Source organism: Paenibacillus sp. MZ04-78.2, from assembly GCF_024213375.1.
In the GTDB taxonomy this organism is placed as follows: Bacteria; Bacillota; Bacilli; order Paenibacillales; family NBRC-103111; genus Paenibacillus_G.
In genome coordinates, this window is the sequence record NZ_JANAVJ010000030.1 from 20,430 (window position 1) to 34,428 (window position 13,999).

The 13,999-nt window shown below is 55.2% G+C and carries 14 protein-coding genes; all 14 read right to left on the reverse strand.

Translation table 11 applies throughout. The annotated features are described in order from the left end of the window. Positions 1 to 93: 93 nt before the first annotated feature. A complete protein-coding gene (locus NLX71_RS18675) occupies positions 94 to 1,611 on the reverse strand; it encodes an NADH-quinone oxidoreductase subunit N (RefSeq protein WP_254365311.1) in 1,518 nt (505 codons plus the stop codon). Between the two features lie 4 nt (positions 1,612 to 1,615). Continuing rightward, a complete protein-coding gene (locus NLX71_RS18680; RefSeq protein ID WP_254365312.1) occupies positions 1,616 to 3,247 on the reverse strand; it encodes a complex I subunit 4 family protein in 1,632 nt (543 codons plus the stop codon). Continuing rightward, the gene (nuoL, locus tag NLX71_RS18685; RefSeq protein ID WP_254365313.1) at positions 3,237 to 5,132 is read right to left on the reverse strand and encodes an NADH-quinone oxidoreductase subunit L; all 1,896 of its coding nucleotides are present in this window, start codon (positions 5,130 to 5,132) and stop codon (positions 3,237 to 3,239) included. The genes NLX71_RS18680 and nuoL overlap by 11 nt, the downstream gene beginning before the upstream one ends. Before the next feature lie 118 nt (positions 5,133 to 5,250). Continuing rightward, a complete protein-coding gene (nuoK, locus tag NLX71_RS18690; protein ID WP_010499416.1) occupies positions 5,251 to 5,568 on the reverse strand; it encodes an NADH-quinone oxidoreductase subunit NuoK in 318 nt (105 codons plus the stop codon). A gap of 3 nt (positions 5,569 to 5,571) precedes the next feature. Continuing rightward, the gene (locus NLX71_RS18695; RefSeq protein WP_254365314.1) at positions 5,572 to 6,099 is read right to left on the reverse strand and encodes an NADH-quinone oxidoreductase subunit J; all 528 of its coding nucleotides are present in this window, start codon (positions 6,097 to 6,099) and stop codon (positions 5,572 to 5,574) included. Then, positions 6,099 to 6,542, reverse strand: coding sequence for an NADH-quinone oxidoreductase subunit NuoI (gene nuoI / locus NLX71_RS18700; protein ID WP_090672266.1), 444 nt, complete (start codon positions 6,540 to 6,542; stop codon positions 6,099 to 6,101). The genes NLX71_RS18695 and nuoI overlap by 1 nt, the downstream gene beginning before the upstream one ends. Before the next feature lie 45 nt (positions 6,543 to 6,587). Then, entirely contained in the window at positions 6,588 to 7,595 is a 1,008-nt protein-coding gene (gene nuoH, locus NLX71_RS18705; protein ID WP_302058326.1) for an NADH-quinone oxidoreductase subunit NuoH, read from the reverse strand. Further along, positions 7,595 to 8,698, reverse strand: a complete 1,104-nt coding sequence (locus NLX71_RS18710) for an NADH-quinone oxidoreductase subunit D (protein WP_254365315.1) — start codon at positions 8,696 to 8,698, stop codon at positions 7,595 to 7,597. Before NLX71_RS18710 ends, nuoH begins: the two co-directional genes overlap by 1 nt. Positions 8,699 to 8,704: 6 nt before the next feature. Next, a complete protein-coding gene (locus NLX71_RS18715) occupies positions 8,705 to 9,874 on the reverse strand; it encodes an NADH-quinone oxidoreductase subunit C (protein ID WP_254365316.1) in 1,170 nt (389 codons plus the stop codon). Next, a complete protein-coding gene (locus tag NLX71_RS18720) occupies positions 9,871 to 10,389 on the reverse strand; it encodes a NuoB/complex I 20 kDa subunit family protein (RefSeq protein WP_254365317.1) in 519 nt (172 codons plus the stop codon). Before NLX71_RS18720 ends, NLX71_RS18715 begins: the two co-directional genes overlap by 4 nt. Continuing rightward, positions 10,374 to 10,739 (reverse strand): NADH-quinone oxidoreductase subunit A, encoded by a 366-nt coding sequence (locus NLX71_RS18725; RefSeq protein WP_254365318.1) that lies wholly within the window; start codon positions 10,737 to 10,739, stop codon positions 10,374 to 10,376. Before NLX71_RS18725 ends, NLX71_RS18720 begins: the two co-directional genes overlap by 16 nt. Positions 10,740 to 10,982: 243 nt before the next feature. Continuing rightward, positions 10,983 to 11,390: a F0F1 ATP synthase subunit epsilon gene (locus tag NLX71_RS18730; protein WP_254365319.1), complete on the reverse strand. Its 408-nt coding sequence runs from the start codon at positions 11,388 to 11,390 to the stop codon at positions 10,983 to 10,985. Between the two features lie 136 nt (positions 11,391 to 11,526). Next, positions 11,527 to 12,933, reverse strand: a complete 1,407-nt coding sequence (atpD, locus tag NLX71_RS18735) for a F0F1 ATP synthase subunit beta (protein ID WP_254365320.1) — start codon at positions 12,931 to 12,933, stop codon at positions 11,527 to 11,529. Positions 12,934 to 13,073: 140 nt separating this feature from the next. Then, entirely contained in the window at positions 13,074 to 13,931 is an 858-nt protein-coding gene (atpG, locus tag NLX71_RS18740) for an ATP synthase F1 subunit gamma (RefSeq protein WP_254365321.1), read from the reverse strand. Between the last annotated feature and the right edge of the window lie 68 nt (positions 13,932 to 13,999).

Consider the following 13,999-nt stretch of genomic DNA (forward strand, 5'->3'; position numbering starts at 1 on the left):
ACCATTCGGACACATACGCCGAAAAAACCCGCCTTTCCGGTCAAGGAAAAGCGGGTTTTCGCATGGACGAGCGCGACCATATGTCCACCCGGACTAGCTGAACATGAACAAATCCTGCGTAAGCGAGAAGATGCGCTCCAAGTAGCCGATCACCCAGTGCGGGAACAATCCGAGCACTACGCTCGCCGCTACGCACAGCCACATCGTTACGCCAAGCGGAACGCTCGTGCGGATCGGCTGCGCTCCTCCGTCTTCGCTGCGCATGAACATTTGGCGGATCAAGCCGAAGTAGAAGTAGTACGAAACGACGCTCGTTCCGATCATGACCGCCGCAAGCCAGTAATGCTGCGTTTGCAGCGTGCCGAGCAAAATGTACAGCTTCCCGAAGAAGCCTCCCGACACCGGCAGCCCCGCCAAGGACAGCACTAGCAGCACGGTGGCAACAGCCGTTCCCGGCGCACGGTAATACAACCCGGCCAACCCTTTGATCTCATCGTCGCCTGTCGAGCGTTCGACGATCATCAGCACCGCGAAAATCCCGATGTTCATGAACAGATAGGCGATCAGGTAAAAAGCGAACTCGGCGAAATTCGAGTAATGCATCATCGAGAACTGAATCGCGATCGGCACCATCAAATAGCCGGAGTTGGCGATACCCGAATAGGCGAGCAGACGCTTCATGTTCGTTTGCCGCAGAGCAATGAAGTTACCGACGATCATCGCAGCCGCCGCCACGACCATCAGCGATAGCAAGACATCATCGTGGAACGGAAGATTCATCACATCCCCGATCGCATAGACGTTGTACATGAACCGGAACAGAATCGCAAATGCCGCCGCCTTCGACACGACCGCAAGAAAAGCGGTAACCGGCGTTGGGGCTCCTTGATATACGTCCGGCGCCCACATATGGAACGGCGCCGCCGCCACTTTGAAGCCGAAGCCCGCAAGCAGCAGGAAAAAGCTTAAATACACGAGCGGGAGCATTCCATGGGAAGCCTGCCCGAGTCCCGCGTTAATCTCCCTGATCACCGTCGAGCCCGTCATGCCATACAAGAAGGACATTCCGTACAGAATGACGGCTGACGATACACCGCCCAGCACAAGGTATTTGAAAGCCCCCTCGTTCGAGCGCTTGTCTTTTTTACGCATGGCTACCAAAATATACGAAGTGATACTGAGCAGTTCCAAGCCGACGAAGATGGTGATCAGATCGCCGGACGAAGCCATAATCATGCCGCCGAGCGTTGCCGGTAGAAGCAAATAATAAAATTCGCCGACATGCGGAATTTCATCTTCTTTCACCGAGCCGATGCTCATTAGCGTAATCAGCCCGGCTCCCGCCAGCAGCACCAGCTTCAGGATGGCCGCAAAATCGTCGACCCGGTAGCTGAAGTTCAGCAGCTGCTTCGGTTCTGCAGGATTGAGCTGCCCTGCTGCAAATACAGCGGCAATAATAATACCTGCCAGCGATAGCCAGCCCAGCCAGTTCCGGTTCATTTGACGCGGCAGCAGCAGATCGAGCAGCGACAACACCACAGCGGCGGCGACAAGTGTCAGCTCCGGAGCCAGCACACCCAGATCACTTAGCTCAAGACGTATCGGTTCCACCGGTCTAACCCCCTATCTTCCCAGAAACGCTGTGAATGAATTGATCGAAGCTGCTGACGGTTTGATGCAGCGGATTGCTCAGCACGCCCGGGTAAATCCCGAGCACTACGATGAAAGCGACAAGGGCAATCATCGGAATCGCTTCGATCAGCCGTGCGTCCCGCATCTTCGGCAGCTCCGTCTTCTGTGGTCCGTACGTGATACCGAGCACCCCGCGAAGCACGTAGACCGCAGCCAGAATGATCCCAAGCGCCCCGACGGCCGTAATGATCTTATACTTCTCGAACAAGCCCAGGAAGGCCAGGAACTCGCCGATGAAGCCGGACAACCCGGGCAGACCGAGCGAGGCCATCCCGGCTACGAGCAGAATGCCGGAAATGAACGGCACCGACTTGGCCAAGCCGCCAAGCTGGTCGAGCTCCGTTGTCTGCGTACGCTCATAGATGCTCCCAACAAGGAGGAACAATAGCGCCGAGATGAGACCGTGAGAGACGAGCTGGAATACGGCTCCTTCCAGACCGGTCGGGTTAAACGCGGCAATGCCGACCAGCACGATGCCCATATGGCTAATACTGGAGTAAGCCAGCACCAGCTTGAACTCCTTTTGCACAAAAGCCAGAATCGCACCGTACACGATGTTGATCACTCCGAGAATCGCCAGTACGGCAGCCCACTGCACCGCCTGCTGCGGGAACAGCAAAATCCCGAAGCGGATCAGACCATAAGCGCCCATTTTCAGCAAAATGCCGGAGTGAATCATAACGATTGACGGCGGCGCTTCCGTATGTACTTTCAGCATCCACGTATGGAACGGGAAGATCGGCAGCTTGATGCCGAAGGCCACGAGCATCATCAGGAACAGCACCCATTTCATCGTTTCGCTTAAATAGAACGGGTTGCCCTCCGGATCGCCTTGATTCACATACGAATCCGCGCTCTGGAACAGATGCTCCATAATCACATTGATGTCCCCTGAATAATAAATCGAAATGCCGTTATTCCCCATCGTTTGGCCGAAGCCCGCCGTACTGACGAGGATGAGAAAAGCGATCAGCATAATCGCCGAACCGATTCCGTTATAGATCAAGAACTTGTTCGCCGCACGCTCCCGGTCCATATACCCCCAAATGCCGATCAGGAAGAACATCGGGATCAGCGTCACCTCGAAGAAGACGAAGAACAAGAACAGATCCTGCGCCATAAAGACGCCGAACATGCCGGTTTCAAGCAGCAGGAACAAAATAAAATACGATTTCCAGCGCTTCTTGATGTACACCGACGCCAGCGCAGCCATCGTTGCGACAATCGCGGTCAAGAAGACGAGCGGCAGCGAAAGGCCGTCAATGGCCATCGTATACTTAAATTCGAAGAAGTAGGCCGTCAATTGACTGAGTCCCTGCGTCTCTTTGTTCAGCGGGACGAGAATCCACGGTACCTCTTCTCTGAACTGCATGCCTTCAAGATTATGGTTAAACTGCCCGTAAAGCCAGGCGGACAGCACCAGCGGAATAAGCGTCGCGACAATCGCCGTCGCTTTGATCCACTGGCCCTGCGTCTTGGGCATAAACATCAGGATCAGCACACCGATGAGCGGCGAAAAAGCGATGAGCGATAAAATAGGAATACTATCCGACATCGATGAACCTCCTTCCCGCAATGGCCAGTATCAAAATCAACAGCCCGAGCAGCGTGATCAGCCCGTACGATTGTACCTGTCCGTTCTGCATCCGGGACCCGAGACGTCCGAGGCCGGTTACGGTATAGCTGGCCAAGCGCACGACACCGTCGACCACATAGACGTCGAATAGGTGCAGCAAAGACCCGATTCCCTGAAGCGGACGGACGATGATCGTCTGATACAGCTCATCAATGTAATACTTGCGGTTAAGCAGCCGGTACAGCCAAGGCGCGCCAGCCGAGACGGCATCCGCCGAAATGACGCGTTTGAGATAGACAAGATACCCTAGTCCGATCCCGAGCAAACCGACGACGTTAGACATCACCATGACGAACCAGGAAGCATGCTCTTCTTCTGCATGACCGGTCAGCCACGAGCCCAGCCACGGATTGAACGGCGTGAAGACGAAGCCGGCCACCACGGCAAGGACCGCCAGCACGATAAGCGGGAAGGTCATGGAGCCGGGAGATTCGTGAACCGGACCGTGATTTTCCTTTTGCCGGGACTTGCCCATGAACACCAGAAAGAACAGACGCGACATATAAAATGCCGTAAAAAACGCTGCGATCAACCCGACCCAGAACAATCCGGTATGTCCGGTGTTATACGCTTCGGTAAGAATCGCATCCTTGGACCAGAAGCCGGACAGCGGCACGATCCCGCTGAGCGCAAGCGCGCCGATGGCGAACGTCCACGCCGTAACTTTCATTTTGCTGCCGACGCCGCCCATCTCGTGAATGTTCTGCGTATGCACCGCATGAATGACGCTACCTGCGCCAAGGAACAGCAGAGCCTTGAAGAACGCGTGCGTGAATAAGTGGAAAATGCCGGCCGTATACGCCACCGTCGTGCCGATCCCCAGCGCCATCATCATGTAGCCGAGCTGGCTGACTGTAGAATAGGCCAATATCCGCTTAATATCATTCTGCGCCGTACCGATCGTGGCGGCGAAAATCGCCGTAAACGCCCCGACCGCAGCTACTACCGTCAAAGCAACGGGCGATGCCGTGAAAATGTCGAACGTCCGCGCTACGAGATATACCCCGGCGGCAACCATGGTCGCGGCATGGATCAGCGCGCTGATCGGCGTCGGACCTTCCATCGCATCCGGAAGCCACGTGTGCAGCGGGAATTGGCCGGATTTGCCGATGGCGCCGACAAAAATCAAGATGGCGATCCAAGTCGCCATATCGCCGGAAATTTTTCCGCCGGACAGCGCATTATGAATCGAGCTGAAGTCGAGCGCATGGTTCGGCATAACCCAGAACAGCAGCAGAATGCCGAGAAACAACCCGACGTCGCCGATCCGGGTGACGATGAACGCCTTCTTGGCGGCCGCTCGGGCTTCCGGCTTGAAATACCAGAATCCTACAAGCAGGAACGAGCAAACGCCAACCAGCTCCCAGAATATGTAGAATTGCACTAGGTTCTCCGAGATGACAAGCCCGAGCATGGAAAACGTAAACAGGGCGATATAAGCGAAAAACACATTTATTCGCTCGTCCCCGTGCATATAGCCTTTGGAATAAATATTAACTAGCAAGCTGACAAAGGTCACGATGACCAGCATGAGCGCATTCAAATTCGTAACCTCGAAGCCCATGTTCAGCGTAACGCTGCCAAGATGGAGCCATTGCAATTTGTTCCACGTGAAATCTTCGACGTTCCCGCCGATCCGTTCCCAGAAAATAAGGACGGACAGCGCGAACGAAGCGAATACGGCCACTGTGCTGATATAAGCGCCCGTCTCCCGCAAACTGCGCCCCACCGCCGTTAAAATGAGAAACGACAGCAAGGGGAACAACGGGATGAGCCAAGCGTATTGCGAATAAGCCGATACCATGGGCTTAAGTCCTCCTCCAAGAGATTGCCGCAAGCTTGCCTAAGAACACGATCTCTAATTTCCTGTCCGGATCGGATAAGCCTTCCCGGCCCCCGGACAGGCGCTTGCGGAAGCTGCGCTATCGCTTCATCGAGTCCATCTCGTTGACATCCGTTGTTCCTTTGTTGCGGTACAGCGCAATCAGTATCGCAATGCCGACAGCCACTTCCGCCGCGGCCACCGTAATGTTAAACAGTGAGAAAATTTGCCCGGTTAACCCGGGGTTGACACCCAGCTTGGAAAAAGCGACGAGGTTCAGGTTGACGCTGTTGAGCATCAGCTCGACAGACAGCAAGACGATAACAGCGTGCTTTTTCGAGAGCGCCCCATACAATCCGATGCAGAACAGAATCGCTGCCAGCGTCAAGTAAGGCGTAGCCAGTCCGGTAGCTCCCATCCCTCAGTCCTCCTCTCTCTTCGCCACGATGATCGCACCGATGAAAGCGACCGTCAGCAGCACCGACATCAACTCGAACGGGATCACATGGTTGGTAAACAGCAGCTTCCCGATCTCCATTGTATTGTCCTGCATCGACGGGTATTGGCCGGAAGGAAGCTGCGATTGCTGGATCGCGTAAAAGATGATGCCGAACAGTCCCGCCGCCCCGACGAACAACAGTCCGTTATGCCAAGGCCGCTTCGGCTTTTCTTCCTCTTCCTTCGTATGCTTGGTCATCATGATCCCGAAAATCATCAGAATGGAGATGGCGCCCGCATAGATCAAGATCTGAACGACGGCCACAAATTCCGCTTCGAGGACGACATACAGCCCGGCCAGGCTGATGAACGTCAGCGCCGCGGCCACGACCATGTGGACTACTTTGGTGAAGCTGAGCATGAAAATCGCCCCGCCGATGGCAAGCAGCGCACAGATGAAAAAGGCGATATTTTCACCGCGGGACAAAAAGTCGACGATATTTCCGAACATTATTTCGCCCCGCCTTTCGGAAGCGCGGAGTTGTTCTCCTTGCGCACGTTGTGATTGTTCTCGTTCAGCCATTGCAGGTTTTTGAACAAATCGTCGCGGCTGTACGTGCTCAGCTCGAAGTTGTTGGTCATCACGATTGCTTCAGTCGGACATACTTCCGTACACAGATCGCACAAAATGCATATTTCAAAGTTAATATCGTACGTATCGATCACTTTTCCCTTTTTCTCGGGGTCCGGGTTCGGCTTACCGACCAGATTGATGCACTCCGTCGGGCAGATGCGCGCGCATTGATTGCAGACGATGCATTTCTCGGGGTCAAAATGCTGGATGCCCCGGAACCGGTCCGGCATTTGAAGCGGAACGTCGGGATAAGCATAGGTCACTTTTTTCTGGGTCATGGATTTAAAAGTCACGCCCAGTCCCTTCATGATGCCCTTCATAGTCAATCACCCTTTCATCCTCGGCATCCGGCTGCCGGGTCCTTGTTACATCGCAATCGCCATATAGATAGCCGTTACAAAAATATTAACCAGCGCCAGCGGCAGCAGCACCTTCCAGCCGAGTCCCATCAACTGGTCCACCCGAATCCGGGGCATCGTTGCGCGCAGCCAGAACAGGAAAAATACGATGAACGCAAACTTCAGCAAAAACCAGATGATCCCCGGGATAAAATCGAGGAACGGAAGCGGCGCCTGCCACCCTCCTAAAAATACGGTTGTCGTCAAGCCGGCGATGGCGAACACGTAGACGTACTCGGCGAGCATGAAAAAGGCAAAGCGGAAACCGCTGTACTCGACGTGGTAGCCTGCAACCAGTTCCGACTCGGCCTCAGGCAAGTCGAAGGGCGTCCGGTTCAGCTCCGAAACGGCAGCCACGATAAACACGGCAAAGCCGATAATTTGCGGCAAAAAGTTCCAGTGCCAGAACCCGCCCGCCTGACCTTCTACGATCGTACGAAGGTTCATGCTACCGGACATCATCACGACGCCTACGATGGAAATAACCAGCGGAATTTCGTAGCTGATCATCTGGGCAGCGGAACGCATTCCGCCGAGCAGGGCGTATTTGTTATTCGAAGCCCAGCCGCCGAGCACGATGCCGATGGTCGAGATCCCGGAAAGCGCGATATAATATAGCACTCCCACGTTCAGGTCGCTGCTGATCAGCCGGTCCGTGAACGGAATGGCCGCAATGACCGTAAACGCAGGTATAAACGTGATGATCGGAGCGAGGATGAAGAGCTCGCGCTCGGCTTTTTTCGGAATCGTGTCTTCTTTGATCAAGAGCTTGAATACGTCGGCGACGGTTTGCAGCAGTCCGAACGGGCCGACACGGTTCGGACCGATCCTCATCTGCATCCAGCCGATGACCTTGCGCTCGAAGTAGATCGCATACGTCACAAAGCCAAGCACGATCAAAAGCAGCACGACGCCCCACGCGAAGAAAATGGCCGTATTCGTCCATGTTAACGGCTCTTGCAATAAATCCGGCATCAGCTATCCACCTCCCCGACAACGATATCGATGCCTCCGAGAATGGTGATCAGGTTCGTCATCGTTTCGCCGACCAGCAGCTTCGGCAGGATCTGCAGATTGACGAATGACGGTCTGCGGAACTTCAGGCGGTACGGCTTATCTTTTCCTTTGGAAATAATATGACAGCCGATTTCGCCGCGTGGCGATTCGATTCCGGCATATACTTCCCCTTCGGCGGGACGCAGCACACGGGGCACCTTGCCCATGATCTCGCCTTCCGCCGGGAACTGCTCGACCGCCTGCTCCAGAATGCGCAGCGATTGGCGGATTTCCTCCAGCCGCAGCAAATATCTGGCGTAGCAATCGCCGCCTGTGCTTACCGGGACGTCGAAATCGAAACGATTATAGATGCTGTAAGGCTGATCCTTCCGCAGGTCCCAGTTTACCCCCGTACAGCGCAGATTCGCGCCACTCAGCCCGTAGGCGATAGCCTCCTCCGCGTCGTACTTGCCGACCCCCTTGATCCGGGCCAGAAAAATTTCGTTTCCGCTCACTAACTCGTTATATTGCTCCAGCTTGCCCCTCATGTAAGGAACAAACTCTCGCACCTTCTGAATCCAGCCTTCCGGCGCATCCCACTTGACTCCGCCGACCCTCATGTAGTTGTACGTCAGCCGGGCGCCGCACAGCTCGTTGAACAGGTCGATAATAATCTCCCGATCGCGGAACGCGTACAAGAACGGGCTCATCGCCCCAATATCGAGCAAGTACGTCCCCCACCAAACCATATGGCTGGCAATGCGCTGGAGCTCCATCACGATCAGTCGCAAAAACTCTGCGCGCTCCGGGATTTCCAGCTGCATGAGCTTCTCCACGGCATTGACAAGCACGTAATTGTTCGTCATCGCCGATACATAGTCCAGCCGGTCGGTATAGGGGATGATTTGGGTGTAGGTTAAATTTTCGGCCAGCTTCTCCGTTCCCCGGTGCAGGTATCCCATGACCGGGATCGCTTCCGTGATGATCTCGCCGTCGAGCTTGACGACGATCCGAAACACTCCATGCGTACTCGGATGCTGCGGGCCTACGTTCAGCAGCAGTTCTTCCGTTCTAATGGCCAACCTTCATCACACCTCCGGGTCGAGCGGCTCATAATCTTTGCGCAGCGGGTGACCGACCCAATCGTCAGCCATCATAATCCGGCGCAGGTCGGGATGTCCCGGAAATTCGATGCCGAACAAATCGTACACTTCCCTTTCGTTCCAATTGGCCGTTGGCCAAACGGGAGTCACGGAAGGAATGGACGGCGATTCCCGGTCTGTCTTCACTTTCACGCAATAATTGCGCTTGGTTTCCAATGAGATGATATGGTATGCCACTTCCATATGAGTCTCCATATCGACCCCGGACACATTGCGCAAGTAGTTCAGCTTCAGCTCCCCATGCGTCCGCAGCAGCTCCGCCACGTCCGGCCACGCCTCGGCTTTAACAATAACATAGGGAATATGCCCGTCTTTTTCATTAATAAAAGCTTCTTCGACCGCGTCCGCGCGAAACTCTTTCAATATCGCCACGAGCCGGTCCAGCAGCGGCTGGTTCGGCGACGGCTCCTTCGGCGCCTCGGGCTCCGCCCCTTCCGCTTTCGCGGCGCGCGCGTTCGCCCGCGCGGCTCTCGCCTCGGCGGCGGCTTTCGCCTTCGCTTCCTTCTCGGCGTCGCTCGGCGCTGCGCGCTCCGCCTCCGGCGCGTCGCCGGGCTCGCCTGCGGCGGCCTTCGCGGCCCGCGGCTTCCGCGCCTCCGCGCCAGGCTCGCTGCCGCCGGCGGCCGCTTCGCGCGACTGCGCGCCTTCGGCGCCTGCCTGCGGCGCTGCCGTCTTCGCCGCGGCGTACCCGCCCGGCGGCTCGCCTGCGCCGCCCGCTTTGGCGACGTCGGCGCCCGGCGCTGCCGTCGGCTCGCCGCTCATCGGCGCCGCCGCGGGGGCGGGCTTCGCCTCGGGCGCTTCGCCGCCAGCGGCCTTCGCGCCGCCGCTGCGTGCCTCCGCGCCGCTTGCATCGCTCTTCGCGGGAGCGTCTTCGCTTGCGACCGCTTCCCTAACGGGCGCTTGGCTTACGCTAGCTTTCGCCGTATCGCTTGCCTGCTCGCCGGCTGAACCCGCTTTCACACTATCACTCGCTGGCTGCTCGCTGGAAGCGGCTTCCGCTTGATCGCCCGACGGCTTTGTGCTGGCGTCCGCTTTCGCTTGCTTCTGCTCTTCGGCAGCGGCCGCATCAGCTTTTTCTCGCTTTTGCTCCTCGCTCATCGATTGGTCACCTGCTTACCGGATTTTGCTTCATAGCGGATTTTTTCCTGCAGCTTATTGATGCCGTAAATCAGGGCGGCCGGATTCGGCGGACAGCCGGGAATATATACATCGACCGGAACGACTTGGTCAACGCCCTTCACTACCGCGTACGATTTCACATAGGGGCCGCCTGCCGTGGCACAGGAGCCCATGGCAATGACCCATTTCGGCTCCGGCATCTGCTCGTACAAGCGCCTCAAGAGCGGGGCCATCTTCTTCGTCACCGTACCGGCGACGATCATCACATCCGACTGGCGCGGGGACGTCCGGAAAATAACGCCAAAACGGTCTAAATCATAATGGGACGCGCCCGTGCCCATCATTTCAATGGCACAGCAAGCAAGTCCGAACGTCATTGGCCATAGCGAATTGCTGCGGGCCCACGCCTTCACCTGCTCCAGCGTCGTCATAAACACATTGCGATCCAGCTCCTGCCGTTCCTCCGGCGAAATGCTCTCTAAATTGAAGTCCATTGCAGCACCTTCTTCTTCCAAGCGTAGAGTAAGCCTATGATCAGCAGGCCTATAAATATGCACATCTCTACAAGCGCAAACAAGCCTAATTGCTTATAAGCAACGGCCCATGGGTACAAAAATACGGTTTCCACATCGAAGATGACAAACATCAGCGCAAAGAGGTAATACCGGATGTTGAATCGGACATGGCCCGTACCTACCGGCTCGTTACCGCTTTCATAAGTCGTGTACTTTTCCTCCACCGGTCTGTAGGGACGGAGCCAGCGACCGATTGTAAGCGCTGCAATTGGAAGCAATACCGCTAAAAAGAGAAAAATCGTTACGACCACGTAATTGTTCATGTACATCGCGAACGAACCGCCTCCCTTATTATATTGGGTCCCGCCTGCGTCTTACTTCTGCAGGACTGTTGTTAATGTTATGCCTTCCCAATTATAACAAATGCCTTTTGGGGTGTCTAACATTTTCATCCACTTTCACAATGCCTTCATAAGTCGGGAAACCGAATCCCGTACTTTTTGTATGGTGCCAAGGAAGGATTAGAAAAAAAGACGAAGGAACCGCGCCCCTCCGTCTTTTTGGTTCATTTATTATTTTTTCCCAGAAACGTCAATTCGATTCAATGCACGCTGCAAAGCGAATTCGGCCCGCTTGAAGTCGACATGGTCTTGTTTGGCTGGAGACAAACGACCTTGCGCCCGTTCTTTCGCTTTTTGTGCACGATCGACATCGATCTGTTCCGGCAGCTCGGCGCTTTCCGCCAGTATAACCACCTTATCCTTGCGCACTTCCATAAAACCGCCGTTTACTGCGATAACCTCGTCTTTCGACCCGCGTTTTTTCACAGTAATCGGAGCGATCCGTAATGGAGTGACCAGCGGAATGTGATTCGGCAGAATTCCAAGCTCCCCTTCAACGCCCTTTACGACAATCATGTTCGCCTGTTCGGCGTACACTTTACGCTCGGGGGTGACGATTTCCAACAGGAATGTGCTCACTTGGATTCCCCTCCTAAGAGTTTGCCTAAGGGCAAACTGCTTCGTAAGCATAAGCTGGGCTTTCGCTAGAAAGCCGTTTGCCGCCGAAGCCCGATTCTTTTGCGGAATCGGCGCTTCAGCAACGTTCTATAATTCATTACAGCGTTTTTGCCTTTTCGATCGCGTCTTCAATCGTACCCACGTTATGGAACGCAGGCTCCGGAAGGTTGTCGTGCTTGCCTTCGAGGATTTCTTTGAAGCTGCGGACGGTTTCTTTAACCGGCACGTACAAGCCAGGAATCCCGTTAAACGCCTCGGCCACGTGAAGCGGCTGGGACAGGAACAAACGGAGACGGCGAGCGCGGTGTACGACCAGTTTGTCCTCGTCGGACAACTCGTCCATACCCAAGATCGCGATAATATCGAGCAGCTCTTTATAGCGCTGAAGAATCCGCTTCACGCCTTGAGCGACACTGTAATGCTCTTCGCCGAGAATTTCCGGCGTCAAAATCCGGGAGGACGAAGCGAGCGGGTCTACCGCAGGGAAAATACCGGCGGCAGCGATGCTGCGCTCAAGGTTCGTCGTTGCGTCCAAGTGGGCAAATGCCGTTGCCGGAGCCGGGTCGGTGTAGTCGTCCGCCGGAACGTAAATCGCTTGGATGGAAGTAACGGAACCTTTTTTCGTCGAAGTGATCCGCTCTTGCAGCTGACCCATCTCGGTAGCCAGCGTCGGCTGGTAACCTACCGCGGAAGGCATACGGCCGAGCAATGCGGAAACCTCGGAACCCGCTTGGGTAAAGCGGAAGATGTTGTCGATAAACAGAAGCACGTCGCGGCCTTCTTCGTCGCGGAAATATTCCGCCATCGTCAAACCGGACAATGCCACGCGAAGACGCGCACCCGGCGGCTCGTTCATCTGTCCGAACACCATCGCGGTTTTCGAGATAACGCCGGAGTCCTTCATCTCATGATAAAGGTCGTTGCCTTCACGTGTTCTTTCGCCTACGCCCGCAAATACGGAGATACCGCCGTGCTCTTGAGCGATGTTGTGGATAAGCTCCTGCATCGTAACGGTTTTCCCTACGCCCGCACCGCCGAAGAGACCGATCTTACCGCCCTTCGCATAAGGAGCCATCAAGTCGATAACTTTAATTCCCGTTTCAAGGATTTCCGCCTTCGTCGACAGGTTGTCGAACGCAGGTGCAGCTTTATGAATCGGGCTGATGTTGGTACGGTCGACTTCCGTCATTCCGTCGATCGGATCGCCAAGCACGTTAAATACGCGGCCCAGCGTAGCCGGACCTACGGGTACGGAAATCGGAGCTCCGGTGTCAACTACTTCCGTACCGCGCACCAGACCGTCCGTGGAAGACATCGCGACACAACGAACTAGGTTGTCGCCGAGGTGTACCGCAGCTTCAACCGTCAGGTTGATGTCTTGCTCGCCTTGTTTCTCGGCTTTCTTTTCAATCTTAATGGCATTCAAAATCTCAGGGAGGTGTCCACGTTCAAACTCAATGTCAACGACCGGCCCTGTGATATTCACAACGCGCCCTTTGCTCATGTTTTCCCTCCTCAAAGTTTTGCCTATGGCAAAACTGTCTTCGTAAGCATCCGCTTAAGTTTTGCCGTAGGCAAAACTGCAATGTAAACATATATCCGAGCTTTGCCGGAGGCAAAGCCATTAACATACCCTAATTCGATCTAGGCGTTAGCGTTCGCACCGGCGACGATCTCGGAAATTTCCTGCGTAATCGAAGCCTGACGCGCACGGTTGTAAGACAACGTCAATTCGTTGATCATCTTCGTCGCGTTCTTCGTCGCGCTGCTCATCGCCGTCATTCTCGCACCGAACTCGCTGGCCTTTCCGTCCAGTACCGCACTGTATATGAGCGTCTCGGCATACTTGGGAAGGAGCACTTCTAATACGCCTTCAGCAGACGGCTCGTACTCGTAGGCTGCTGTTGTTTCGACAGATACGTCTTCCATCGGGAGAAGGCGTTTGATGGTCGGGATTTGAGTCATCGCATTTTTAAACTGGTTGTAGACCAAAAATAATTGGTCGTACGACCCGTTTTCGAAATTAGCTACCGCCGCAGCGGCAATCGACTTAATATCCGCAAACGTCGGCGAATCGGAAAGCCCGGTGACTTCCTCCAGAAGCGGAACGTTTCGCTTCTTGAAAAAGTCTCTGCCTTTGCGTCCGATCACGAAGATCGAATATTCGGCAGGAGAGTTGTGCTTTTCCCGAATTTCCGCCATCACCTTCCGCAACACGTTGGCGTTGTAACCGCCGGCCAGACCGCGGTCGGACGTAATGACCAAATAACCGGTCTTCTTCACCTCGCGGGTTTCGAGCATCGGGTGCTTCACACCCTTCGTTCCCGCAGCGATGCTGCCGACCACTTCCTTCAGCTTATCCGCGTAAGGACGGGCGGATTCCGCCGCTATTTGGGATCTTCTAAGCTTGGAAGCCGCAACCATTTCCATGGCTTTGGTTATTTGTTTCATGTTTTGCTTGGATCTGATCGCGCGCTTAATCTCGCGCATCCCTTTTGCCATACCTGCTCACCTCTCTTTCGAGGCTTCTCCGCTTGCTTCTGCAGGCCCTGAATGGCCGATGCTTCCGC

Coding starts and splice junctions, on each gene's coding strand:
- NLX71_RS18680 (WP_254365312.1), bottom strand. CDS start 3,247: ATGTCGGATAGTATTCCTATTTTATCGCTCATCGCTTTTTCGCCGCTC.
- nuoL (WP_254365313.1), bottom strand. CDS start 5,132: ATGGTATCGGCTTATTCGCAATACGCTTGGCTCATCCCGTTGTTCCCC.
- nuoK (WP_010499416.1), bottom strand. CDS start 5,568: ATGGGAGCTACCGGACTGGCTACGCCTTACTTGACGCTGGCAGCGATT.
- NLX71_RS18695 (WP_254365314.1), bottom strand. CDS start 6,099: ATGTTCGGAAATATCGTCGACTTTTTGTCCCGCGGTGAAAATATCGCC.
- nuoI (WP_090672266.1), bottom strand. CDS start 6,542: ATGAAGGGCATCATGAAGGGACTGGGCGTGACTTTTAAATCCATGACC.
- nuoH (WP_302058326.1), bottom strand. CDS start 7,595: ATGCCGGATTTATTGCAAGAGCCGTTAACATGGACGAATACGGCCATT.
- NLX71_RS18715 (WP_254365316.1), bottom strand. CDS start 9,874: ATGAGCGAGGAGCAAAAGCGAGAAAAAGCTGATGCGGCCGCTGCCGAA.
- NLX71_RS18720 (WP_254365317.1), bottom strand. CDS start 10,389: ATGGACTTCAATTTAGAGAGCATTTCGCCGGAGGAACGGCAGGAGCTG.
- NLX71_RS18725 (WP_254365318.1), bottom strand. CDS start 10,739: ATGTACATGAACAATTACGTGGTCGTAACGATTTTTCTCTTTTTAGCG.
- atpD (WP_254365320.1), bottom strand. CDS start 12,933: ATGAGCAAAGGGCGCGTTGTGAATATCACAGGGCCGGTCGTTGACATT.
- atpG (WP_254365321.1), bottom strand. CDS start 13,931: ATGGCAAAAGGGATGCGCGAGATTAAGCGCGCGATCAGATCCAAGCAA.